We start from the raw sequence: 24,950 nt of genomic DNA on the forward strand, positions 1-24,950 counted from the left end.
GTTGGTTTCCGGGTTCAGGAATTATTGGCGTTGTTAATTTTTTCCTGGCATTGGATCGTAACAACCGGAGACTCCGAACCGGGGTCGACAACAAATTCCTGGCGCACATCGCGATATCCCTGGCGGGTACCAACCGCGGTGTAGCGGCCAGGTTTGAGTGCGATTTCCCGCTCGGAAAAATTGCCGAGTTTGCCTACGTGATAAATGGTTACGTGCGTACTGGTATCGGATTGCAACAAAACCGTAATCGGTATCAGGGATTTGGTCAGTGCGATTTCAAGCTGTTCTATCTGATTTTTCAGGCGCGGTGTGTCTGCGTTGAGCGCGCGGGCGTCCGCCAGAACCTTGCGCGCATACTGATTGCGTTTGCTCTGCCCCAGGGTGAGGGGATCGCTTAGCAGCTCCTGGAGTTGATCGTCCAGCTTGGCACGGGCATCGGCGCGAGCCTTGCCGGTGATGGCTTCCACCAGGCTCCCGTCCTGTTTGAGCAGTTTGCCATATTGCTCCGCCGCCTGGTGCCACTGCTCTTGCGCTTCATTTTCCGAAGCGCTGGCAAACAGGCGATCCAGGCGGGCCTTGGATAGACCGTTTTCCGCCTGGGTGATACCCACATCGGGGTCGCTGGCGGTAGGCTTGAGCTTCTTGGCTTTGTGAAACGAGGCCTTGGCCGTGTCATAGTCACCGGCGGCAATGGCGGCATAGCCCGCGGACATGGCCTGGCTGTAATCCCGCTCAAGGATTGCCGCATTTACTTTTGGCAGCAGGGCTTGCGCGGGTTCGGTTTCGCTATCCAGGCTCAGGGCCTTTTCCAGTGCCGCCTTGGCAATATCCAGAGCATTTTCCGCAAAGGCGTCTTTGCCGCTAACAACGTGCGGCCAAACTTCCGGCAGCCGTTCCGCACGGGACTTGCCCTTGACGCCGCGCGGGTGATCCTGGGAGATGGTCAGCACCAGATCGAAAGCCTTGTTCGCAGCAGCGGCGTCGCCGGTATCCAGCGCCGCGTGCCCTTCCGCCAGATGTTGCTCAATACGTGCGGGGATACTGTCGCGCAGCTGCTGCAGGCCGGTGAGTGCCAGACGATACTGCTGCAACGCGTCCATGAATTTTCGCTGGCGATAAATACCGTCTGCCTCTTCCGCGAGAGTGCGTGCGGCGAAGTACTCTTCCGCCGCCCAGGTTTCTACCTTGCGCTCTATCAGCTCTTCCTGCAGTTGCAGGATTTCCTGCAGCACCTGCTGCACTTCCCGGCGCTGCTGGGTGATTTCCGCCTCGGTAAAGGGGGATACCTCTACCTTGGGTGCGGCCTTTTGTGTCGCCGCCGCCGGAACAGTGGTTGCGACGGATGCGACCGCAGGTTTTTCCACAACTTGCGGCAATACCCAAAATACACCGACCAACGCGGCGATCATCGCGCCGCCCAGCAACCAGGGCGTTAGTTTTTTCGCGGCGTGCGCACCAGTGGTTCCATCACTTCCCGTTTGCTGGCTTTTTGCTTGGCCCAGATTGTCCGTTTTTGGCTCACCGCCGAAAGAAAAGTCGGCGGGTTGGATAAAGGATTCATCGTCCGATGATGGATCGCGGTATTGCATGATGTTCCGCACCGTTCGCTGTTATTTTCGGGTCGCCGGCAGACGGGATGGGTTGATCCCCGCCGCCGACTGAGCGTGTTTCCAGGAAAGGCCGGGGGCTTAGATATCGCTTATGCCGCCGGTTTCCACTTCATAGATTTCTTTTAAAAGTTCGCGCCACTGCTGGTACTGGTTTTCCACCGAACCGGACAAGGTTACGGTGCGGTCTTCCAGCTCCACGATGCGGGGTTCCACTTCCGCTTCCATGGAGTCGCCGAGTTCCTGCAGTGCCTCAATGTGCATCTTGGCTTCCGCTCGGCGATCAAATCCGCTTTTTACAAGATAGCCACCGCCAGCCACGGCGACATTGCCTGCCTGGCGTGCCGCACCGCCGCCGGCGCCAGCCGCGGCAATACCGCCGACGATTGCGGCCACGCCCATGATGGTGTTGTTGCGGGCCTTGCGTTTGAGTTCGCGCATTTCTTTCACTTCTTCATAACTCATGGCTCGCCACTCCTGATAGGGGGTCTCCATGGTTTTTACGAAGGTGTCGTAGTAGCCCTGCAATGTGTCCACGAACAGGTAATCGCGCTCGCGAATCTGACGCACGCGTATCAGCATCGGGTCGTTATCCGCGGGCAGCGCAGTGAGTCGGTAAAGACCGTTTTGGTCTTGTACCAGGTAGCGTTCGAAGGCTCTGGGAGAAAAGCTCTGGGCAAATTTGATTTCGGAGATCGTGCGCAACTCCGCGATGTACTGGTCCGACAATCCCTGCCGATAAATCAGCATGTCGTTGGATATGCGATTGTAAATGCCCTGGAACGCATCGCCCTCGGTGGGGTGTTTGCGGTCGTAGGCGTAGTGGGACGCCTGCTCGGTGTATTGTCGGGTAAACCACACCTGGCCGCGGGAGTCGACGACGGTGACATCCACGGTGAGCGTTTCACCGTCGGACTGCACAATTTTCCCTGTGACGGTCACGTCGATATTGGTGCGCTCGCTGGGAACCACCCGCACCGCCCCCCAGCCCTGGCTGGATTGCACCGCATCCGCGAGAGTGACGGCAATGTAACGGGATTCCGCGCGGCGCAGTTCCGGGAAGACCAGGTCGTCCTCTTCCAGTTCTTCCTCCTGATCCAAGCCTGCATTGAATTGGACGATGCCCACATCGAGTAGTCGGTTTTCCGCAATGGCGGCGTCCTCTACCGTGAGTGGTGTGTAGGCGGTGGTGCGCACCTCGGTGGTGGTGCAGCCGACGAGAGTCAATAAACCCAGTGTCAGGCTGTACAGGGCGCTGCGTGCGTACGAGAAAAACATATCACTACTCTCCCTGATGAATTTTCATCTTCATTTCTGAGTTTTTTTATATTTCCGATACTCTTCCCAGAGTTTTTCCCGCAGTTCGGGATCGGATTCGCGCATGGCCGCCTCGCGGATCTGGCGTGCCACTACGTCGTCGTCATCGCCGGTGGGAACATCGGCGGGAACTACCACAGCGGTGTTGGTGTGGTTGTATTCACCTTTGCGGCCCTTGGTTGGGAGACCGGGGCCGGTGGCTTGGCCGCTGGAGTTGTTTTCTTCTGGACCGCCGCCAGGTTCACCGCCGCCAGACGGGGGCGCGGGCGGTAATTCGGCTTCCGCGGATTCGATCAGATCTTCCAGCGACTCACCGGGGGGCGCCTCGTCTTCTGCGGTCTCCTCCTCGGCGGACGCCGGGCGGTTGCGCACGTAATCCCGCTCACGCAGGATCATTCCGTCGTAGGTGGCCATAGTGGATTCGAATCTTCCTTCCAGCTCCGCCACCCGTTCCGCGGCGCTCATCGGTGCCTCGTTGGGCGCGCCACTGCCGCTGGGTGGGCTGCCGGTGCTGGAGGCACTGGCGGGCGCGCCGCCACCGGCTTGACCGCCGGCCGCTGCGGTGGACTGCTCTCCGCTTTGTCCTCCACCTTGGGCCCCCGAAGGGGAATTACTGGACGGAGTGCTGCTAGAAGCGCTGCTCGGCGCACCGCTGGCAGAAGCACTGCTGGACGACGAACTGCTGGATGACGCACTGCTCGACGATGCGCTACTGGATGAACTGGAAGACGCACTCGAGGATGAGCTCGAAGATGCACTACTGCTGGCAGTCTGCTGCTCTTCCGAGAAATCAATTTCATCCGGCGGCTGACCTTCCTTATTGGAGGATGGGTCCGGCGGCATACGGGATTCTTCCGGGCGTTGGTCGGACTCGTTGTACACCGGCATCGACGGACTTCTGCTGGCGGTGGGCTCGCCATCGCTGCTGCTCTGGGAGCGGGACCGCCGCGCCGATTCCTCACCACTGCGCGAGGATGTGCTGGACTGCTCACTGGAGCGGTCGCCGGATTCGATGCTCGGGAAAGACGTATTCGGCTGCGCGCGGCTACTCGCCGTGGACATGCTCGGGCTGCGGCTGCTGCTCGGAGAACTGGGCGAGGGCATGCTGCTGGCCGTAGACGGGCTCGATTGCGACTGGCTCGATGACGAAGAGCTCGAAGACTGCGACTGCGACTGCGATTGTGACTGTGACTGGGACGAACTCGAGGACTGCGACTGAGACTGTTGTGGCTGCGCCGGAGGCTGCTGCTGGGTCTGCTGGTTTTTGCAGCCGCTGATGACCGCGGCCAGCACTACTACGGAGGCCAGGCTTTGCCAGCGCAGACTGTGCAAATGGATGGATGTATGGGTAAAGCGCTGAGCAATCGTCCTTAATACCATGGGTCATCTCCTGATCCGTTCACGGGCCGCGGCGGAATCGCAGCGGCCCGTTTCCTGTTATTTGTTCGACAGTTTTTGTCTTTCGAGGTTTTTCCGGCAGAAGCCAATTGCTGCCAGTTTTTCCGCAAGCCTTATCAGGGCTCTCGTCAGACTCAAACCAAATTCGCTACATCAGTCGAACACGCTTTCTTCATTCAAAGACAAACTTTTGCACAATGCCGGTGGTTTCTACCGGCTCACCATTTTCAAACCGCGGGCGGAATTTTGCCTTTTGCAATACATTGCGCACCCGCGAACGAATACTGACCTTGTCTTCCGGTCTGGCACTGATGATGCGGATATTGCGCGCCTTGCCGAAGGCGGTTACATCGTAGGAAACCGTCACATAGGAATTTGCCAGCGCCTCGCGATCTTCTTCGAGAAATGGCAGGGCCGGCAGAGCGGCAGGCCGCCCGAAAATTTCCTCGATTTCCCGGTTGGTGGCGCCGTTGTCCCACAGCGCCTGATAGGCTTCGCCATAGGTTTCCCGGGCGGAGTGCCATTTGTTGAACATCATGTACCAGTCACCCAGTTCGACCTTGGCCTTGGCGGAAGCCGCCGGCGGTGACGCGGGGTTTTTCTGGTACACATCCATGATCTTGGTGATCGCCGTTTTACCGGAACTGAAACTGTTCATCCGGTAGTGGTCCAGCTTTGCGCGGCGGTCCGGGCTGAGATCACCGCCGCCAAAACTGGTGTTAATCACCACCGCTTCCTGCGGCTCGCCGTTGTAAGTAGCGAGGTAATAATTTGTGGCTTTGAGGCCGCGCAGGGCTTCCACAAGGCGCAGATCATTGGCGCCGAAGTTCTGAGAAATGATATCCACCGCCAACGCATAGAGATTGGTGGCATTGATCAGGTGCTCGAACAGCGTCGTGCCTTTTTCATCGATGTAAGCCTGCAGATGCCAGTTGCTCAGCGTATTGATAATTGGCAGCATGCGCGGATCTTTTTCCCCGTAATTTTTTGCATGCAGCCAGAACAGGTATTCCTGGTTGTCGTTGGCATCTTCCCATTGGTTCAGCGCGATCTGGCTTTCGATCATGCGCTCGATCATCGGCACCTGATTCAGGGAGTAGAGCCCTTCATTCACGCGGTTGATCAACATGGCGCGGCGGAACTGGGCAATGGCTTCCTCGTGCGAACCCATGCGTTGCAGAGCGTTGCCCAAACCAATGAGCTGCTCATCAATACCGGCGCCATAGGCACCGTATTCGGCTTCCATTTCCTCAATCCGATCGCGGTAATCATCGGCTGCTTTCGACGGACGCAGCTGCCGTTTGGGTTTTTCCAGTGGTTTGGAGGCCGCTTCTATGTAAGCCGCCGGGGGAGCCTTGGCATTGTCTAGGGCTGAGTCGAGCGCGGATACTTCTTCCGCCGCGACAGGGCCACACAGCAGAGCTGAGGCTGTAAACATCAAGCCGATAGCAATTGCGTTGCTGGTATCTGTCTGTGTCACGGTTGAACCACTTCCATTCCATGTTGTGCAAGGCCCGCCGCTATCCACTGCGCGGATACGCGATGAGCGCGAATTCCGCGGTCAGTCCGGTGGCTGTTGCAGACGCAAAAGCGCCTGTGGCAACTCCGGTTGCGCGGAACTTCTCTCCCTGAAGTGTGGTTCGTTCACGTTCCTGCCGGTTTCCCGGTGTGTTGTCGATTTCGACGCTGGGCTTTGGTGCCGGGGAAACGTATCAGGCTGCACATTCTGCAACCTGGCGCTGGTTTCTCTTGCATTTGGCGAGCACCGCCCATGTATTTCTGAGTATAGCCAACGAATTTTCGCGCTTTACTTCCCCGCGTAGGGTGGGGCGCCAGTGCGCGATTGTGTGGAAATACCCGTACCGAATGACAGGATTCAACCTGCCCAGAACCCATTGAGTCTGGCAGTCGTGAGAATGGATAACGGGCATTTTCACAAAACCCGGTGCCAATAATTTCTGCCGGGATGCAAACCCCGACGGCGGAGGGCGCGCTGTTGCGCTACCCGGTCTAGTTTGTGGTTTGGGGGCGTGGTGAGCGCAACGGGTGCCCGCCGCGCCATGTGGGTGTGATTCATCCTATTATGATGCTGAATTATTCGATATTGTTGCGCATAGGCCAATGTTTGTGGTTGTTGTGTTTGGACTGGGTGCGGTTTGGGGGCATAATTCACGCGTTAAAGCGAAACTGTGCAATCTTCAGTGGGAGAGCTTTGTGAGCATAAAAATACAACCGGAAGCTATCGCCAGCCTGCGGGGATTCGAAATGCCGGAGAGACTGGGTTTCGGTACCGTGATGGCCCCGGTCATGTTCCGTGCCCGCTTTCAGGACGGGCGCTGGAGTGATGGCGAGCTACTGCCCTATGGTCCGCTGGCGCTAGACCCGGCGGCCAAGGTTCTGCACTACGCCCAATCCTGTTTCGAGGGGTTGAAAGCCTATCGTTATGGTGATGAGGGTATTGGCCTGTTCCGCCCGGAACGCAATGCGGCACGCATGGCGCACTCCGCGCAGCGCTTGTGCATGCCGCCGGTACCAGAGTCTTTGTTTATGGACGCGGTGAACGTGGTCGTTGCGCACTGCGCAGGCCTGGTGCCCGGCAACAGTGGTGAATCCCTGTATGTGCGTCCCTTCCTTATGGGCACCCAGCCGGACCTTTCAGTTACTGCGAGCCGCGCTTACGAGTTTTACGTGATTGCGAGCCCGTCGGAGGCCTACCATCCCGGCAATATGCGCCTGTGGGTGGAGCGTGAAGACAGCCGCGCGGCGGTTGGCGGCACCGGAGATGCCAAAGTAGGGGGCAATTACGCCGCGTCTCTGCAGAGTATTTCCCGGCTCAAGGCACGCGGTTACGACCAGTCGCTGTGGCTCAACCCGGGCAACCGCCACACAGTGGACGAGCTTTCCGGCATGAATTTTTTTGCGGTGATGGACGGCGCGCTGCACACCCCGGCATTAAACGGGTCAATTCTCGAGGGAGTTACCCGCGAGTCCCTGCTGACCTTGGCGCGCGATGCGGGGCTTGAGGTGCACGAGCGGGCGATCGATATCGACGATCTACTGCAGCTGGTAGCGTCCGGTACCTGTACCGAAGCGTTCGCCTGCGGTACCGCCGCGATTGTCAGCCCCATTAGTGAATTGGGTGATGGCGAGCAACGGTACCGGCTGGCACAGGCGCCCGGGCCGGTTGCAATGCAGCTGCGGACCGCGTTGCTGGACATTCAGGAGGGCCGGGCGGAGGACCGCTTCGGTTGGATGCATTTGGTGCAGGTGGCGAGTCTCTGACGTCATTTCACGCATTTTCTGTTTTTGCACAAGCAATTACGGCGCGTTTTTTCACTCCTGCGCGAATAATCATGACACTGGATATCGGTCGAGTGATTAGGTAGCACTCTTTGAAATGCGGTTGTTTCCAGGAGAAACGACCGCATTTTTATTTTTATCTTTCGCACCGCACGCGTTGACTTGCATGACCAGGGTGTTACAACTTTGTTGAGTCCGGGGCGCAGCCAACTGACACTCAGTTGATATGAATCTGTTCCGGGCTGGTCGCCGCGTAATTTCGCGCGGAAAACGGTAAGCAAGCGTTTGAAAGCGCTCAAAAACAAGAAGCTGGAACTCTGGGAATGGCCTTTGGCGGTATCCCTCACTTTGACAAGTAGTATCCAGATCAATTTGAGACACGGAGTCGGATTAAGACGGTGGCTCCCTGAAAGAAAAGGCTCTCCCCCGCGGCGGCAAGCCGTGCGGTTCCTCGCGAGTGAGGAGAATGGGAATGCTGAATCATCTCTACGGCCTGATGGTGCAACCTCGCAGGCAATGGCAGGAAATTGCCGGATTGTCAGAAAAAGGGCTTAACCGTCAGATCCCCTACGTTATTGTACTGGCACTGTTGCCGGCGCTCTGCTGGTACTTCGGCACCACCGAAATCGGCTGGAATATCGGCCGCGGCGGACAGGTGCGCACCCTGACGAGCAACAGCGCACTCTCCCTGGTAGCGGTGTTCTACGTCACCATGATTTTGGCGGTGATCGCCGTGGGTTACTTTATTCACTGGATGGCGAAAACCTACGGAGCCAAAACTCACCCGATGAAGGGCATGGTCATCGCCGGGTTTACCGCAACGCCGATCTTCGTCGCCGGTGCCGCCGGTCTCTACCCGATTCTGTGGCTGGATATCCTGCTGGCAACGCTGGCAGTCGCCTACGCCGTTTACCTGCTGTATGTGGGTATTCCTATTGTGTTGAATGTTTCCGAGGAGCGAGGCTTCCTTTTTGCCAGCGCGGTGGTCACCGTGTGTCTGGTGATGGCGGTGGTGGTGATGGTATCTACCGTACTGTTCTGGAGCTTTGTGGCGGCACCGGTGTTTCAGCACTGAGCGGTTGACGTTTGGGCCCAGCGGCCCGGCGATACAAATATCAAACCCGCGCGGAGCATGGCTCTGCGCGGTTTTTTATTTACCGGTACTCGCACGGGGTATGTCTTCTGTGGCGGTGTCTGAATACGGTCGTGCCTGGATGATGGGGTGGACTGGTTAAAACGAGACAGGGTTCCGTTTTAGCGGTTGCCGCCTTACCGGCCATTGGATACTATCCGGCCAACGGCAGTCGCCACTTCTTGCGCCTCAAAATTGGTACATTCGTACCAAATAATACGAATGGCGCTTAATTGGTCACAAATTGACGCTCTGCTCAGCGTCTGTCCGGCTGCGGTTGCGCTATCAATCCCGGGTTGGTCCGAACCGGGAGAGCTGACACATAACTCTAAAAACATTCAGATAAGGAAAGCGGGAGAATCCATGAAAGCACCAGTCAAATTGGGTGTTGCGTTAATGGCGGCACTGGCGGCGGCCTGTACACAGGACAGTGGCCGCAGCAGCGGGGGGCAGGATACGTCCGCGACCTCCGGGGATTTCCAGAAGCAACTACTCAAGCAGTTGATCCAGGCACAGCCCGGCGACGTCATCGAAATTCCGGAGGGCCACTACCAGCTGAATCGCAGCCTGTCTCTGAATGTGGACGGAGTGACCATTCGCGGCGCGGGTATGGACAAGACTATTCTGTCCTTCAAGGACCAGATTCAGGGCGCTGAAGGCCTGCTGGTCAACGCCAGCGACTTCACCCTTGAGGACCTGGCCATCGAAGACACCATTGGCGATGCGCTGAAGGTGAACGAGGGCCGGAATATCATCATCCGCAATATCCGTGTGGAGTGGACCAACGGCCCAGCGACCGAGAATGGCGCCTATGGCATCTACCCAGTACAGACAGAAAACACCCTGCTGGAAGGCAATGTCGCCATCGGCGCATCGGACGCCGGGATCTATGTGGGGCAGTCCCGCAATGTGATCGTGCGCAACAATCGCGCCGAGTTCAACGTGGCGGGTATCGAGATCGAAAATACCATCGGCGCCGACGTATACGACAATATCGCCACCAACAACACCGGCGGTATCCTGGTCTTCAACATGCCGAACCTGCCACAGCCGGGCCACAGCACTCGGGTGTACAACAACAAGATTTACAAAAACAACACCGACAACTTCGGTCATGAGGGCACACCGGTGGCCGCGGTGCCTGCGGGTTCCGGGGTGGTCATCAATTCCAATGACTATGTGGAAATCTTCAACAATGAAATTTCCGATAACGACACCGCCAACGTAATTATCAGCAGCTACTTCGCTGCCGGCTACTACAGCGACAAGTCCACTCAGCAGGACTTCGATCCCTATCCCGAAGGTATCTATATCTACAACAATGCCTTCAGCGGCGGCGGTACCTCTCCCGATCACATGGAATTGAAGGCGCTGAAAATTGCCAAGTTTGGTCTCACCGGCAGTCTGCCTGATGTGATGTGGGACGGTGCCATTGACAGTAAGAAAATGGTCGATGGAAAACTGCCTGACGAACTAAAACTGTGTATCGAAAATGAAGGCGTCGGCATTATTAATGTCGATATCCTGAACGACTACAAGAACATCACCACCGATATCACCGCGCACCAATGCCGTTTGAAAAAGCTGCCGCAGATCGTGCTCGACTTCGACAGCAAGCAGGAAAAACCTCAGGAAGAGCAACACGCTGTCACTGAGGTTACCGATGCGTAAACTGCTGTTTCCCGGATGGCTGGGGGGCGCATTGCTGGCCCTGACACTCGCGGGGTGCGATGCCCCCCGCGAGGCAGTCACCATACATGAGCACAATGCCGTTCCGGACAATCTGAGCGACTGGCACGTGGTCGAGGCCATCGACGGCAAGCTGGTACTCAACGAGCGGGTCACACCGTACGATCTCAACACCGCGTTGTTCACTGATTACGCGCACAAACTGCGGACAGTGTGGATGCCAGAGGGCGCCAGTGCAGTTTACGGAGAAGACGACTTTGACTATCCCGTAGGCACCGTCATCAGTAAAACGTTTTACTATCCACTGGCCACAGATGGTAGCGTGCTGAACACAGACGACTATTCCGCGGACTTTGCTGGCAGCGGGTTGAACCTTAACAAGGTAAAACTGATCGAAACCCGCCTGTTGGTAAAGCGCGTGGACGGTTGGCAGGCTCTGCCCTATGTATGGAACGAAGCCCAGACAGATGCAGTACTGGAAATTGCCGGAGACGCCAAGCGTTTGCAGCTGGTGAGTGCGGATGGCAGCAGTGAACGTTTTACCTATGTAGTACCAGACGCGAATCAGTGTGCCGGATGCCACGCGGACAACCACACGCAAAAGGCCATCAGGCCAATTGGCCCCCGGGCGCGGCATCTGAACAAGGACTATGCGTATCAGGAAGGCACTGAAAACCAGCTGCTGTACTGGCAGCAGATGGGATATCTGAGTGGGCTTCCGGAGCTGGCCGCGGTGCCGCGCAATGTGGATTACAAAGATGTAGCCGCCTCACTGGATGAGCGTGCGCGCTCGTATCTCGATATCAACTGCGGGCACTGCCACAACCCCAGCGGTGCAGCAGATACCTCTGGTTTGATGTTATACGGCGCCGAGCATGACATGCGTCGGCTGGGTGTGTGTAAACCGCCAGTCGCCGCAGGTACGGGGTCCGGGGACCGGCTGTTTGCAATTGTGCCAGGCAGCCCCGAGGCGTCGATACTCAACTTCCGGGTTGAATCCACGGATCCCGGAGCCATGATGCCGGAGCTGGGACGCAGTCTGGCGCATAAAGAAGGTGCGGAATTACTCAAGCAATGGATAGCGTCCATGCCAGGCAGTTGTAAAGCCGGTTAACGGCAACGTCTTTCCGGCTTTGGCGGCGGTCTTTGACCGCCGCGATTTCCCCGATCGAGGTTTCGCCAGCACTGTTATGTTGGATTCCGGACACTGCAAATCAAGAAGACGTCCGGTTTCGATTGAGTTTCTTCGTTCGTAATCTTCCAACAGCGCGACATAGGTTCGATAGCGTGCGTGGATCTTGCGCACATAATCGTAGGGTTCCTGGCCGCGCGCATAGCCAGGATCTGGCCCTCGGGTTGAACGTGCTCTCCAGGAACATCTGCGCTAACAGCAGACGCCAGTCGAAGTCATACTCTTCCGCATATTTTTAAAGGGAATGAGGTGGATGCGAATATGAGATGCGGACGTGAAGAGTGCTTAGGCTGTTTTACTTTCCAGGCGGATCGGCACAGACGCCTCTTCGCCGATGGGGATCAGGCCCCTGATCATCATGACAATGGCGCGCTCAAGCAGCGGTGATTCGATGGAGATGGCGCCGCTTAAAACCTGAAACTCAAGATTGAGAATAGTGCCGTGGACAATTTGCGCAGCGGCTACCGGATCGGCCAGCTGCAGCAGTTCGAAGAACTCTACAATCATGCCTTCCGTTGCCTGGTAGGCCATGCGCACGGCGCGGATGAGCTCGTCATTGCGCAACGCTTCATTCTTGAAGGCCAGCTCGATAATACGATGATCGCGATTGGCCGCTTGCGCGCGAATATGTGATAACACAAAACGTGTCAGCTGCTGCACCAGCTGGCGGCGGCCATTTACAGACGCCAGTTGATCAGGAGAAAGCTGACGGGCGGCGGCAAAACTTTCTTCCTGCAGGCTCCGGGTCTGGTCAATATTCAGTTCCACAAAATAGGTGAATGCATCGCTGATCAGGTCGTCCAGATCCTTGAAATAATAGGTAGTTGCGGCCAGAGGAACCGCCGCCTCTTTGGCGACCGCGCGATGGCGTATTCCACGGATCCCCTCTTTAACAATCAGGCGGAGGGTGGCTTCGAGGATGGCTTTGCGGCGTTGGCGACTATCGGCACGCTGTGCTTTGCGACCTTGATAGACCAGTTCAGGCTTTCCACTGTCCAAAGTCATGGTGACGGTAATTCCTTTTCGATGGTGAGCAATGTGCTATCGGGAATCAGGTAATACGGTATCCGGATGAAAATAGCATGATAAATATGATGTGGGCGGTGTTGCCTGCTCACAGTATTCCGCTCTCTAAACATATTGGTTTTATTTTTATCGGGCCACTCCAGCGTATGCCTCTGAGGCATGCCATGGATAAATTTGACCGGCAAGACAAACTGGAACGATCGCACTATTTTAGCGATGTACTGCGGCTAAGCTACCGATGAATTCAGGATTGTGAGGCGCATCCCATTACATCCTATTACACGGGGTTTTATGTGAAGGATGCTTCGAAAATATCAGAATGGGGATGTGTGTAAACGGAGGTTGGTCTGGTATGGATGGGTGAATTGGTCATGACAATACCGGCCAGCTGCCGGTATTGCCTGGCAGAAATGACATCAGGCTGCGACGTCTTTGGGGGAAACCCTGGGGAAGAAAGTTTTCCCCTGTGGCGTTACTGGATTTTGCCGGTCGTTCTCACACGTTTGCTTCCAGTCACTACGCTGGCCTGTGCTTTACGGCGTTTTTCCGCATTTGCGTCGATGGCATTTTTGGCTGCAATCAACAGTCCCGCCACCAAAAATGCACCGGGCGGCAGTACAGCCACCAGAAACCCGGAGTAATCCTGCCCCAAAACCGGCAGGGTCCAGTTGGCGGCCATTGGGCCAAGCAGGAGATCCATATCGCTGAACAGGGTGCCGCGGCCGATAATTTCCCGCACGGCGCCAATCACAATCAATACCGCACTGAAGCCGACACCCATCATTAATCCATCCAGCAGCGAGGGCAGTATCGGGTTCTTGCTGGCAAAGGCATCGGCGCGTCCGAGAATCGCGCAGTTGGTCACGATCAGCGGAATGAATATACCCAGCACCAGATACAGCTCGTAGGTGAATGCCTTCATCAATAATTCGGCGCAGGTCACGAAGGTAGCGATGATCATCACGGACGCTGGCAGGCGCACGGTTTCCGGCATCTGGTGGCGCACCAGAGACACTGCAAGGTTGGAGCAGGCCAGCACCGCGGTGGTGGCGAGGCCGAGGCCGATGGCGTTGACCACCGAGCCGGTCACGGCCAGCAGCGGACACAGGCCGAGCAGCTGGACCAGAGCCGGGTTATTTTTCCACAGACCGTTGTGGGTGATTTCGCTGTAGCTTGGGGTGGCCATCAGTTTTTCTCCCCGTTCCGTTGCCCTTCATTCAAGTGGGGCTGTTCCACTTCCACCGCGCGTCCGGAAACCGGCGCAGTGAAAATTTCCTGTTGATGCTCGGCGACAAAATCCAGCACTTTGCGCACCTGCTTCACCACGGCCCGCGGAGTGATGGTGGCGCCGGTGAACTGGTCGAAGGCACCGCCATCTTTCTGCACCTTCCACTGGTCTCGTTCAGGGTCCGCCAGGGACTTGCCGTTAAACGACAGAATCCAGTCGCTCTTTTTAACTTCCACCTTGTCGCCGAGACCGGGGGTTTCCGCATGGTTGGTGACGCGCACGCCGGCAATGCTGCCGTCGCGGTTGACGCCCACCAGCATCTGGATCGGCCCGGAGTAGCCATCTGGCGCCACGGTGGGAATGATCACAGCGTCGATGACGCCACTACTTTCCCGCGCCAGATTGATATTCCCGCCCTGTTTCAGTCCGAGCATGGCCCAGTACTGCTTGGGAATGGGGTAGGTGTCCACCAGCAGATCGTTGCTGTGGCGCTCGATGGGGATGATCTCCAGCAACGCCCTGGCGGAGGCCTCGCGGATGGCGCGCTCAATGGGCTCGCGGGTGGTGATCTGGGTAATGGCGAGGGTGCCCGCGGTAACCAGCGCGAACAGCGCCAGCACCGCGGCATTTTTACCGATGGAGCGCTTCAGCATCACTGTTCCTCCAGATCGGTGGCCTTGCGCGCGGCCTTGTGGCCGTATGTGCGCGGCAGGGTGTAATTGTCGATAAACGGTGCGGCGAAGTTCATCAGCAGTACCGCGAAGGCCACCGCATCCGGATAGGCGCCCCAGGCGCGGATTACGAACACCAGCAGGCCGACACCGGCACCGAAAATGAGCCGCCCCTTGTTGCTGGTACAGCCGCTCACTGGGTCGGTGACGATAAAGAAAGCGCCGAGCATGGTGGCACCGGAGAACAGGTGCAGTAGGGGTGAGCCCTCACTCAGGGAGCTGCCGCCGTCGTAGAAAGCCACGGAAAGTACTGCCAGAGTGGCGAGCATGGCTACCGGTGCGTGCCAGGTGATCAGGCGGCGGAACAGCAGGAACAGGCCACCCAGCAGGAAGCCGACATTGGCCATCTCCCAGCCGAGACCCGCCAGAGTACCTTTGTTGAACACCGGCTCCATCTCATACAACTGGGACAGGATCGTGGACTGGTTGTGGCGCACGATTTCCAGCGGCGTGGCGCGGGTAAAACCATCCACGTTCATATTGCCGAAGATCAGCGCAAAGGTTTCATCCAGCCCCGGCACGCCCTGGATCAGTTCCGCCGGCCCGGCCCAGCGGGTCATCTCCACCGGGAAGCTGATCAGCAACACCACATAGCCCACCATGGCGGGATTGAACGGGTTGTAGCCCATGCCGCCATAGAGTTGTTTTGCAAGCAGTATCGCGCTCGCACTGCCAATGACCGGAATCCACCAGGGACAGTAGGGGGGCAGGGCGATACCCAGTAGCAGGGCAGTTACCAGCGCGCTGTAGTCCTTGAGATAAAACCCTACCGGGCGATTGCGCAGTTTCATTACCGCCGCCTCACAGGCGAGCGCAGTAACGGTACACAGCGCGATATTGATCAACACACCGGGACCAAAGTAGATCACAAGCGCCAGCACACCGGGAATGGTGGCCGCGGCCACCTGCAGCATTACCTTGGCAGTGCTCTGGCCGGAGTGGGCGTGTGGGGACGTGACTCGCATCAGGGACATAATTTTCTCTCTTTCCCTCGCCTCAGTCCTGCTCGCCGGCCTGATGCTGTTTGTCCGCCAGCTTTTCCTGCAGTTTGCTGAGCGCATTTTCAAACGCGGCGGTATTGGGGTCATCTTCGCTGCGGGCTTTTTCCAGCCGCGCTGCGGCCTTGTCCACCCGCGCTTTTAGCGCTTCGATTTCCGATGCGAGTTTTTGCTCCGGGCTCATGCTGGCGCGAGCGGCGGCTGCGGCCTTGGCCTTTTCGATGGCGACGCTTGCGGCAGAAGAAGAGGCGCCGGCCACAGTGAGTTTGTCCTCGGTGGTGGAGGGGGTTGGCGGTTCCTGGGCCCCGCCCGGTGCCGGCTCGGCAGAGGCCTGTTTTTCAGCCTCGGCCAGCTTGTCGCGGGCTTCCTTCAGTTTCAGTTCTGCAGTTTTCAGCTGGGCTTCCAGCTGTGGACGCTGGGCATCGTCGGCCTCGGCCAGTTTCTGCTGCATCCGCTCCACCCGGTGTTCGGCACTGGTCAGGGTGCGCTGGGCGCGGGCCAGCACCTGTTCCGGTGCGGCCTGTTTGGCTTTTACCCGCGCGAGCGCGGCAGCCACCACATCGGCCTCCTGTCTGGCGGCCTGGGCGTCCGGCGTGTCGGTATTCTGCTCGCGCAGTTTGCGCGCCTCGTCTGCCGCCCTCTTGCGCTCAAGGCGCTTGGCCTCTTTCTCCTGCTCCGCCTTTTCCATGCGCAGCTTGCGGTATTCGAAGCGCTCGCGGGCGCGATCGGCCTTTTCCTTTTCTGCGCGCGCTTCGCGGATATCGCCCTTGGCCGCGCGGTAGTACTGCACCAGCGGAATACTGGATGGACACACGTAGGAGCAGGCGCCACACTCGATACAGTCGAACAGATTGTAGGCCTGCAGCTTCTCCCTATCTTCCGCGCGCGCATACCAGTACAGCTGCTGTGGCAGCAGGCTCGCCGGGCATACCTCCGCGCACAGGCCACAGCGTATACAGGCTTGTGCCGGTGGCGGTGGTGGCAGCTCGTTATTGGTGGGCGCGAGAATACAGTTGGTGGTCTTCACCACCGGTGCACTCTCGTCTTCGATGGTGTAACCCATCATCGGCCCGCCAATCACGATGCGCTGGAGCTTTTTGCGATCGAGCCCATGGCATTCGAGAACGTGACGAATGGGGGTGCCGAGCGGCACTTCGATGTTGCGCTGGCGGCTGAGGGACTCTCCCACCACCGTGGTCACCCGGCTGATCAGAGGCTCTCCTAGGTGAATCGCGCGGTACACCGCCCGGGCCGTGCCCACGTTCTGGCACACGATACCGATATTGGCCGGCAGACCCTCGTTGGGCACTTCGCGGCCGGTGAGAATCTCGATCAGCTGCTTTTCGCCACCGGAGGGGTACTTGGTAGGGAAGACCACTACGTGAAAGCGGGTGCCCTCGGCCGCCTGTTTCATGGCCTTGATGGCTTCCGGCTTGTTGTCCTCAATGCCGATCAGCACCCGCTCCGGCTGATCCAGCAGGTGAGCGAGTATTTCCACACCGCCGATGATTTCCTCCGCGCGCTCGCGCATCAGCATGTCGTCGGCAGTGATGTAGGGTTCGCACTCGGTGCCGTTGATGATCAGAGTGTCGATTACCGCACCGCCGCGGGGACTCAGCTTTACCGCTGTGGGGAAGCCGGCGCCGCCCATACCGGCAATACCGCAGTCGCGGATCTTCTCCAGCAGCTCATCATTGTCGCGCTCGGCGTAGTTTTCCAGCGGAGTGAGCGCACACCACTCGTCACGGCCATCGGTGCGGATCTGGATGCAGTCCGCCAGCATACCGGAGGGGTGGGGCACCGCCATCGGCTCAATAGCGACCACCTTGCCGGAGGAGGGCGCATGCACGGGGCAGCTCACCGGACCATCGGCCTCGGCGATCTTCTGGCCCTTCAATACCAGGTCACCCAGTTTCACCAGCGGGATGGCGGTGGCGCCAATGTGCTGGTTCAGCGGTACGATCAGATCCGCCGCCAGCGGAATACTGCCGATGGGCTCGCCGGTGGACTGGTGCTTGTTCTCCGGTGGGTGGATGCCGCCATGGAAGTCATTGATCTTCAGCTCGCGGGACAGGTCCCGGGCCTTTTCACTGGCAATCAGGTGCGCCTCGCGGGCGGCGCGGCGCTCGCTCGCACTCATTCTCTCTTCGGTCTGGCTCATGCTGCACTCCGGTCATTGGTGTGCAGTTCCGGGCGGTCACTGGCGATCAACTGGACTCCGTCTCTGGGTTTGTTCGGGTGCCAGCGTTGCAGTGTCACTTCCAACGGCACCATGTCTATACAGTCCACCGGGCAGGGTTCCACGCACAGGTCGCAGCCGGTGCATTCGTCCACGATCACCGTGTGCATCTGTTTGGCGGCACCGACAATAGCGTCCACCGGGCAGGCCTGGATGCACTTGGTACAGCCGATGCATTCCGCCTCGCGGATAAACGCCACTTTCTTGATGTCTTCCACCCCGTGCTCCGCGTCCAGCGGAATCGGCTCCACATCCAGCAGATTGGCCAGCTCATTGATGGTGGCTTGGCCGCCGGGCGGGCACTTGTTGATCGCCTCGCCATTGGCAATGGCTTCGGCGTAGGGGCGGCAGCCCGGGTGGCCGCACTGGCCGCACTGGGTTTGGGGGAGCAGGGCGTCGATCTGATCCACAATCGGGTCGCCTTCCACCTTGAAGCGCACCGCGGCAAAGCCCAGCAGGGCGCCGAACACCAGGGCCATGCCGCCGAGAATCAGCAGCGGCGTGGACACATCAGACAGCCAATCCATCGTCGCCTCCTTATACCAATCCGCTGAAGCCCATAAATGCCAGGGACATCAGCCCCGCCGTCATCATACCAATGGCCGCGCCCTTAAATGGCTTCGGCACATCCGCCACCGCGAGGCGCTCGCGCATCGCGGAGAACAGGATCAGCACCAGCGAAAAACCCACCGCCGCACCGAAGCCATAGAGGGTGGATTGCACAAAATTGTTCGCCTTCATGGTGTTTTGTAGTGCCACACCCAGCACTGCGCAGTTGGTGGTAATAAGAGGAAGGAAGACCCCCAGCACCCGGTACAGCAGCGGGCTGGTCTTTTCGATAAACATGCGTGCGAACTGCACCACCACCGCAATCACCAGGATGAAGGAAATGGTGCGCAGGTACTCCATCCCGAAGGGCTCGAGCAGATAGGTATTCACCAGATAGGAGCAGATGGCCGCCAGCGTCAGCACAAACGTGGTTGCACCGGCCATACCGATGGCCGTTTCCAGCTTGTTCGAAACCCCCATGAACGGGCACAGGCCGAGGAACTGCACCAGCACATAGTTGTTCACCAGGATGGTGGAAAGCAGGATGACAGTGAATTCGGTCATAGACGTTCCGTTCGGGCCGCGGCGTCGGCACTGGGTGTGAATTGACGTAGTACAAAATTTGCGCGCCCGATAGTGCAAGACTAGCAAACCGCCCCGTCGGGGCGCTTGTCCGCGACCGGCGGCGCAATACTTGAAATCGGGGCGGTATTATGGGGGAGCACCAGAGGGGCTTCAACAATGGAGGCCGGAGCCCGCCCAAATGGCATGGGCTCCATGGGAAACGACGAGAAATATTAGACGCCGCTCAATGAGTGGGTAACGCGTAGCGGCGCTTGTCGTACTCAAGGATGGTGATGCCATCCTTGTCCACGTCCGCGGGCCACTTGAGTGGCGAGCACTCGGGGCTGACGCTCAGATTTGGGCAGATTTTCCTGATCTCACCGAGTTCGGCTTCGAGCTCGGGGGAGGGGGTTAGTGTGACGCTGCGGATGATGTTGTCGATCAGGTCCTGCATGGGCTTGGGGCTAATTTTCTGGTCTTTTTCATCCTGTGAACCGGAACATTCCTGCCAATAATCGAATCTGAGACATACCAGTCGATCACGAGACACGGGAATAAATGCCAAATGATAGCGACATATCGGAGTAGCCATTTCCATATCAAACTGCACTGCTGGAACAGGAAGGTTGGGAATAGGAGACCAATTCAGTGGGGCCTTGTATTCCGGAATTTTTCTGCCTTCGTCATATAAAGCGTGCCCCTCGCTCGCCGTTAAGTAGCCAAATACCCCTGACTCAAATGCTCGGGGATGAAGGAAGTCGAGTTTGGGATTAGATATCGTGGTTTTCACCGCTACCGCTGAGAATGTCAACTGTCCCATTAGGCCGCTAAACCAAGGACCGTTAAATGCCCACTTGCGATTTGCAATGGATGAGTACTCCCAGCTCTGGCTAGGCATAATGTTGCGATTGAAGCTTCGACCCTCAAGATCATATATATCGCTGCCAATTTTTCTCTGTCCGGTGCTATCTCCACGTATGCGATTGTGTTTTGGTAATCTCAGCTCCAAAGTGCATAGAGGGAAGCGAATTTTTGATGGCTGGGCTCGTTTAAACGAGGGGCCAAAAGGTATGCAAGGACTGTTAATTTCCCGCAGCTGCAGGGATGAGTATTTGATAGCGTCGAACATCAGAATTTACTTTTCAGTCTGTCATGATGAGTGGGGCAGTAGGGCTCTGAATTCTGGCTGTCAGCGACCAGGCGCAACTCGAGTTCGAGTCTCGCCCTTCGCAGACTTTATGACATGAGAGAAATCATTAATAACCAGGCGTTGCGTAACGGCGCTTGTCGTACTCAAGGATAGTGATGCCATCCTTGTCCACATCCGCAGGCCATTTAAGTGGTGCGCACTCTGGGCTGACGCTCAGAACCGGGCAGATTTTTCTGATTTCCGTAAGTTCGGCTTCCAGCTCCGGGGAGGGGGTGAGTTGGATGCTGCGGATGATATTGTCGATCAGGTCCTGCATAGGTTTGGGATTGATTTTTTGGTCCTGTACTTCTTGTGATCCAGTGCATGCTTGCCAATAATCAAATCTGAGATGAATCAGCCGGTCACGGGATACAGGAAAGAATGCCAGTCGATGCCGACATCCCGGGGGTGCCATCAGCATATCAAACTGTACTGCCGGAACCGGAAGAAAGTTCAATGGAGTCCAATTTAGAGGAGCTCTATAACCGGGAATCATTTTTCCTTCGTCGTATAATGAATGCCCCTCACTGGCGGTCAAATACCCCAGAACGGCAATCTCGAAGGCCTTTGGGTGCAGGAAGTTGAGCGTTTGGCTTGGCTGCTTGGTATGAATGCCTTCTATGGAAAATGCTACCTGTCCCTTATAACCGGAGAACCATGGACCATTGAATGCCCATTTACGATTGGTGATCAGTTCTTGCTCCCAGCTTTGGCTAGGCATGATATTCCGGTTGTAGTTGCGGCCGTCAAGTTTGTAGACATCACTAAGGATTTGAGTCTGCTCGGTTTTGTCTCCACGCCTCGGGGAGTGTCTAGGAATTTTTAGTTCAAGAGTGCAAAGAGGTAAGTGAATTCTTGATAGGCGAGCACGTTCAAATACTGGCCCACTGGGAGTGCAAGGCCCGTCCAGGTCACGAAGTCGTAGCGATGAGTATTTAATTACGTCGAGCATCAGAATTTACTTTTCGATTTGCCACGGTGTTTAGGTTGCATGTGATTTCTAGTGTCACTATCCAAAAGTCGAAATCGCTTACCCATCAGTTCCAGTTCTGACTGCCGATATAATTGAGCATGTCCGTACAGGAGAACCTCCAGTCTAATTGAAGACTGGGTGCGGAGACATGATTTTGGCTATCAGTGACCAGACGCAACTGGAATTCGAGTCACGCCCTTCGCAGATCCATAAAATAGGAAAAATCGTTAATAATTTGGCGTTGCGTAGCGGCGCTTGTCGTACTCAAGGATGGTTATGCCGTCCTTATCCACATCCGCTGGCCACTCGAGTGGCGCGCACTCAGGGCTGATGGCCAGATCTGGGCTGGCCTTGCGGATCTCTTCGAGTTCGGCATTGAGTTCGGGGTAGGGGGTTAGTCGGATGCTGCGAATGATGTTGTTGATCAGGTCTTGCATGGGCTTAGGACTGATTTTTCGATCTTTTTCTGCTTGTGAGCCAGCGCAGGTTTGACGATAAGAAAAATGAATATGGATCAGTTTGTCACTGGATACAGGAAAAAACACTTTTCGATAGCGGGAACCTGAGGTAACTGTTTCTTGTACATCTAGTTGCACGGCCGGTACTGGTAGAAAAGACAGTGGGGTCCAGTTTATTGGGGATTGGTAGTAAGCCTTGCTTCTTGCTTCGTCATAGAGCTCGTGCCCCCAAGCCGCGGTCAGATAACCCAGAACACCACACTCAAACCCGCTTGGGTATAAAAAATTGAGTTTTTCGTTTGGCTTTGTGAGATTCAACCCTTCGATGTAGAAGTTGACATTTCCCATTAGGCCGCTAAACCATGGACCATAAAACGCCCATTTCCGGTTGCCGATAGGTGCCTGTTCCCAGGTTTGGCTGGGCATGGAAACATTACTGTGAGCACATCCGATAAGCGGTTCTACGTCTTTAACGATTTTTAGTTCTTCGATACTTTCATTCCGCATAGGGGCGTGTTTAGGCAGATGTATCTCAAGCGATCCTTGGGGAAAACGAATGATGACAGGCCGTGATTTTCCAATTGCGGGACCACGGGGAACGCAAGTACCGTTATGCTCTCTCAATCTTACGGAGGAATATTTAATAAGGTTGAGCATCAGAATTTACTTTTCAACTTGTCGTGGTGTTTTGAAAACCAGGCTTTTATTACTTGAAACCAAGAAGACCATGGTCTTCGGCCCCAATCGCAATAAGAAACACGGTGGCAGAAACCGGTGCACAGAGATAAAGCCCGTAGTAGCCCCCAGTATTTCCATAAAGGCACCGATGCCCTGCAGGTCTTGAGTGTGTTCAGCTACATGCGCTGATGCTTTAATAAGCGTGTAACCCCGTGCCACCACTCTAAAATTGTAGTCGGTTGCCAATTAGTTCCAGCTGCTCTCAATTGCCGATGTAACTGGGCATGTCCATTCGGGAGGGTTTTAGGTTGAGTTTCAGGTCGGGCTCAGGTTCAGAAGTCTGGCTATCAGGGATCAGACGCAACTGGAGTTCGAGTTGCGTCTTTCACAGATTCATGAAATGGGAGAAGTCGTTAATAATTTGGCGTTGCGTAGCGGCGCTTGTCGTACTCAAGGATGGTGATGCCATCCTTGTCCACGTCCGCTGGCCACTTGAGTTGCGAGCACTCGGGGTTGACGCTCAGATTTGGGCAGATTTTCCTGATCTCACCGAGTTCGGCTTCGAGCTCGGGGGAGGGGATTAGTCTGACGCTGCGGATGATGTTGTCGATCAGGTCCTGCATAGGCTTGGGACTAATTTTCTGGTCTTTTTCATCCTGTGAACCGGAACATTCCTGCCAATAATCGAATCTGAGACATACCAGTCGATCGCGAGACACGGGGATAAATGCCAAATGATAGCGACATATCGGAGTAGCCATCTCCATATCAAACTGCACCGCTGGTACGGGAAGGTTGGGAATAGGAGACCAATTCAGTGGGGCCTTATATTCCGGAATTTTTCTGCCTTCGTCATATAAAGCGTGCCCCTCACTTGCCGTTAAGTAGCCAAGTACTCCTGACTCAAATGCTCGGGGGTGAAGGAAGTTGAGTTTGGGATTAGATATCGTGGTTTTTACCGCTACCGCTGAGAATGTTAACTGCCCCATGAGGCCGCTAAACCAAGGACCGTTAAATGCCCACTTGCGATTTGCAATGGATGAGTACTCCCAACTCTGGCTAGGCATAATGTTGCGATTGAAGCTTCGACCCTCAAGGTCATATATATCGCTGCCAATTTTTCTCTGTTCGGTGCTATCTCCACGTATGCGATTGTGTTTTGGCAATCTCAGCTCCAAAGTGCATAGAGGAAGGCGAATTTTTGATGGCTGGGCTCGTTTAAACGAGGGGCCAAAGGGTGTGCAAGGGCTGTTAATTTCTCGCAGCCGCAGGGATGAGTATTTGATAGCGTCGAGCATCAGAATTTACTTTTCAGTTTGTCATGGTGTTTAGGTAGCCATGCTTTGACCATAGCGTTTCCCATTTTTCCTAGCCCAATAGCTGTAGCTGCTGCGGTACCCAGTGCTGTTAGAAATGCGGCTGCGGAAGCCGGCGCGCTTAGGGATAGGCCCGCAGTGGCGGCCAGTGTTCCCATAAACGCACCGGCGCCCTGCAGGCTTTTACCGTGTTCAATTACATCTGCGGATGCCTTCAGAAGAGTGTAACTCCCATCGTTACCACCCTCAAATCGCAAACGATTGCCAATCAGTTCTAACTGGTCCCGGTTGCCGATGTAATTGAGCATGTCTGTGCTGGAGAACTTTCGGTCGAATTTCAGGCCTGCCGCACTAGCAGCTTTATACGCCTCGTTGGGTGATGTGGTGGGATTGACCAGAAATACATAGTGTTCCTTAAGTTGAACTTTCTGGTCACTAAGTATCCTCATCGCTTGAGTGAGTATACCCGAGCCACCAAATTCGGATATCCACCGAACACCCTTGATATTGCGAGCGTCGTACATGGTTTTGGCTAGCAGTATAGCGGATTCATGCAATTTCTCGTTCTTCAGTGGTCGAATTGCGTTCTTATAATTGCGGAGGCCCCCCAATTTTCTTTCGCCCGGCGTATAGTGGAGATCAAAGCCATGCCTATCGATAGTAATCCCTCCACCAGAAATTGGCGAAGAGGTGATTCTGTTGGATGCAGTTTGCGCGGCAGTTCTTGGGTTTTTGTAGCCACTGTCGCAAATAGAGACCACACGATCTTCCTTGTTCTCTACTTGTGCTTTTCGCTTTGGAGTACTAACTGTCCAACCTTGATCCCGCTTGGTTGCCGCATAGAGGCTTGGCTTTTCTTCTCTATCAATCAACTCCCCATAATTCAAATCCGCCTCAAAATGCAAAATCCGGAATCCATCCCGCTCCAGCTTCTCTGCGGTCACTTTGCAGCCGGGCAGTATCATCACAAACTCTTCGGTGCCCCCTCTGTTCATGGCGCTGGGTTTGATAAAGATATTGTTCTGGTGCAGGCGGCCCGAGGCCAATTGGTTGATGGCGTTGACGGTGATCTGGGCCCAGTGGTTGCCGCGGCGGGCGAGTTTCACCAGCTCGTGGTAGATGGGTTCGGCCTGTGGGGTGATGGTGACGGGTTTACCGGAGTGAGTACCGGCAATACGCAGTTCACGTTTGGCGGGAGTGTTCGAAAACATCTGCTGTAATCCTTGCTTTTGAGTCCTTGCTGAAATCCAATTTCGAGCCTGTGCGGGAGTCTATCGAAATGAGCGTGCGCTATCCACAGAACGAGTTCACTTTTGCCGGGAAAATATACTTGGCGATAAACATAAAATTGGTACGATAGCCCCAA

22 protein-coding genes are annotated in these 24,950 nt (G+C 56.2%); 6 read left to right on the top strand and 16 right to left on the bottom strand.

Going from position 1 to position 24,950, the window contains the following annotated elements; all coding sequences use genetic code 11:
- Positions 1–14: 14 nt before the first annotated feature.
- The 3 genes from GNX18_RS18620 to GNX18_RS18630 form a co-directional block, all read right to left on the bottom strand.
- Positions 15–1,589 carry a hypothetical protein gene (locus tag GNX18_RS18620; protein ID WP_166220033.1) on the bottom strand — a complete coding sequence of 525 codons (1,575 nt, stop codon included), beginning with the start codon at positions 1,587–1,589 and terminating at the stop codon, positions 15–17.
- Between the two features lie 99 nt (positions 1,590–1,688).
- Positions 1,689–2,885 (bottom strand): hypothetical protein, encoded by a 1,197-nt coding sequence (locus tag GNX18_RS18625; protein ID WP_166220035.1) that lies wholly within the window; start codon positions 2,883–2,885, stop codon positions 1,689–1,691.
- 30 nt (positions 2,886–2,915) lie between these two features.
- Positions 2,916–3,389, bottom strand: coding sequence for a hypothetical protein (locus tag GNX18_RS18630; RefSeq protein ID WP_138236162.1), 474 nt, complete (start codon positions 3,387–3,389; stop codon positions 2,916–2,918).
- Between the two features lie 157 nt (positions 3,390–3,546).
- Between GNX18_RS18630 and GNX18_RS18635 the strand changes: the two genes are divergently transcribed.
- Together GNX18_RS18635 and GNX18_RS18640 are read left to right on the top strand one after the other, a co-directional pair.
- Positions 3,547–3,735: a hypothetical protein gene (locus GNX18_RS18635; protein WP_166220037.1), complete on the top strand. Its 189-nt coding sequence runs from the start codon at positions 3,547–3,549 to the stop codon at positions 3,733–3,735.
- 9 nt (positions 3,736–3,744) lie between these two features.
- Positions 3,745–4,143 (top strand): hypothetical protein, encoded by a 399-nt coding sequence (locus tag GNX18_RS18640; RefSeq protein ID WP_166220039.1) that lies wholly within the window; start codon positions 3,745–3,747, stop codon positions 4,141–4,143.
- Between the two features lie 351 nt (positions 4,144–4,494).
- On the opposite strand, the gene GNX18_RS18645 is transcribed toward GNX18_RS18640, so the two are convergent.
- Positions 4,495–5,802, bottom strand: coding sequence for a hypothetical protein (locus tag GNX18_RS18645; RefSeq protein ID WP_138236159.1), 1,308 nt, complete (start codon positions 5,800–5,802; stop codon positions 4,495–4,497).
- Between the two features lie 734 nt (positions 5,803–6,536).
- On the opposite strand from GNX18_RS18645, the gene GNX18_RS18650 reads away from it, so the two are divergent.
- The 4 genes from GNX18_RS18650 (at position 6,537) to GNX18_RS18665 (ending at position 11,557) form a co-directional block, all read left to right on the top strand.
- A complete protein-coding gene (locus GNX18_RS18650) occupies positions 6,537–7,604 on the top strand; it encodes a branched-chain amino acid aminotransferase (RefSeq protein WP_138236158.1) in 1,068 nt (355 codons plus the stop codon).
- A gap of 490 nt (positions 7,605–8,094) precedes the next feature.
- Positions 8,095–8,697: a Yip1 family protein gene (locus tag GNX18_RS18655; RefSeq protein ID WP_138236157.1), complete on the top strand. Its 603-nt coding sequence runs from the start codon at positions 8,095–8,097 to the stop codon at positions 8,695–8,697.
- 420 nt (positions 8,698–9,117) lie between these two features.
- A complete protein-coding gene (locus GNX18_RS18660) occupies positions 9,118–10,425 on the top strand; it encodes a parallel beta-helix domain-containing protein (RefSeq protein WP_205828006.1) in 1,308 nt (435 codons plus the stop codon).
- Positions 10,418–11,557, top strand: coding sequence for an SO2930 family diheme c-type cytochrome (locus GNX18_RS18665; protein WP_166220041.1), 1,140 nt, complete (start codon positions 10,418–10,420; stop codon positions 11,555–11,557). Before GNX18_RS18660 ends, GNX18_RS18665 begins: the two co-directional genes overlap by 8 nt.
- A 363-nt stretch (positions 11,558–11,920) precedes the next feature.
- Here the strand turns inward: GNX18_RS18665 and GNX18_RS18670 are convergent, their stop codons facing one another.
- From GNX18_RS18670 to GNX18_RS18725, 12 genes are all read right to left on the bottom strand, one after another.
- The gene (locus tag GNX18_RS18670) at positions 11,921–12,640 is read right to left on the bottom strand and encodes a TetR/AcrR family transcriptional regulator (RefSeq protein ID WP_166220043.1); all 720 of its coding nucleotides are present in this window, start codon (positions 12,638–12,640) and stop codon (positions 11,921–11,923) included.
- A 493-nt stretch (positions 12,641–13,133) separates the two neighbouring features.
- On the bottom strand, positions 13,134–13,847 hold the full coding sequence (locus GNX18_RS18675; protein WP_166220045.1) for an electron transport complex subunit E: 714 nt from the start codon (positions 13,845–13,847) through the stop codon (positions 13,134–13,136).
- The gene (rsxG, locus tag GNX18_RS18680; RefSeq protein ID WP_166220047.1) at positions 13,847–14,542 is read right to left on the bottom strand and encodes an electron transport complex subunit RsxG; all 696 of its coding nucleotides are present in this window, start codon (positions 14,540–14,542) and stop codon (positions 13,847–13,849) included. Before rsxG ends, GNX18_RS18675 begins: the two co-directional genes overlap by 1 nt.
- Entirely contained in the window at positions 14,542–15,594 is a 1,053-nt protein-coding gene (rsxD, locus tag GNX18_RS18685; RefSeq protein ID WP_138236151.1) for an electron transport complex subunit RsxD, read from the bottom strand. Before rsxD ends, rsxG begins: the two co-directional genes overlap by 1 nt.
- A 22-nt stretch (positions 15,595–15,616) precedes the next feature.
- On the bottom strand, positions 15,617–17,779 hold the full coding sequence (rsxC, locus tag GNX18_RS18690) for an electron transport complex subunit RsxC (RefSeq protein WP_166220049.1): 2,163 nt from the start codon (positions 17,777–17,779) through the stop codon (positions 15,617–15,619).
- Complete coding sequence (gene rsxB, locus GNX18_RS18695; protein WP_138236149.1) at positions 17,776–18,384, bottom strand: electron transport complex subunit RsxB; 609 nt, start codon at positions 18,382–18,384, stop codon at positions 17,776–17,778. The genes rsxC and rsxB overlap by 4 nt, the downstream gene beginning before the upstream one ends.
- 10 nt (positions 18,385–18,394) lie before the next feature.
- Positions 18,395–18,970: an electron transport complex subunit RsxA gene (gene rsxA, locus GNX18_RS18700; RefSeq protein ID WP_105101852.1), complete on the bottom strand. Its 576-nt coding sequence runs from the start codon at positions 18,968–18,970 to the stop codon at positions 18,395–18,397.
- A 244-nt stretch (positions 18,971–19,214) separates the two neighbouring features.
- Positions 19,215–19,520: a hypothetical protein gene (locus GNX18_RS18705; protein WP_166220051.1), complete on the bottom strand. Its 306-nt coding sequence runs from the start codon at positions 19,518–19,520 to the stop codon at positions 19,215–19,217.
- A gap of 706 nt (positions 19,521–20,226) precedes the next feature.
- Positions 20,227–20,880 carry a hypothetical protein gene (locus GNX18_RS18710; RefSeq protein ID WP_166220052.1) on the bottom strand — a complete coding sequence of 218 codons (654 nt, stop codon included), beginning with the start codon at positions 20,878–20,880 and terminating at the stop codon, positions 20,227–20,229.
- Positions 20,881–21,359: 479 nt separating this feature from the next.
- Positions 21,360–22,247, bottom strand: a complete 888-nt coding sequence (locus GNX18_RS18715; protein ID WP_166220054.1) for a hypothetical protein — start codon at positions 22,245–22,247, stop codon at positions 21,360–21,362.
- A gap of 434 nt (positions 22,248–22,681) precedes the next feature.
- Positions 22,682–23,434 carry a hypothetical protein gene (locus GNX18_RS18720; protein ID WP_166220056.1) on the bottom strand — a complete coding sequence of 251 codons (753 nt, stop codon included), beginning with the start codon at positions 23,432–23,434 and terminating at the stop codon, positions 22,682–22,684.
- A gap of 131 nt (positions 23,435–23,565) precedes the next feature.
- Positions 23,566–24,795 (bottom strand): hypothetical protein, encoded by a 1,230-nt coding sequence (locus GNX18_RS18725; protein WP_166220058.1) that lies wholly within the window; start codon positions 24,793–24,795, stop codon positions 23,566–23,568.
- Positions 24,796–24,950 lie beyond the last annotated feature (155 nt).

Origin of the sequence: Microbulbifer sp. SH-1, assembly GCF_011326135.1 — a bacterium.
GTDB classification, from domain to species: Bacteria; Pseudomonadota; Gammaproteobacteria; order Pseudomonadales; family Cellvibrionaceae; genus Microbulbifer; species Microbulbifer harenosus.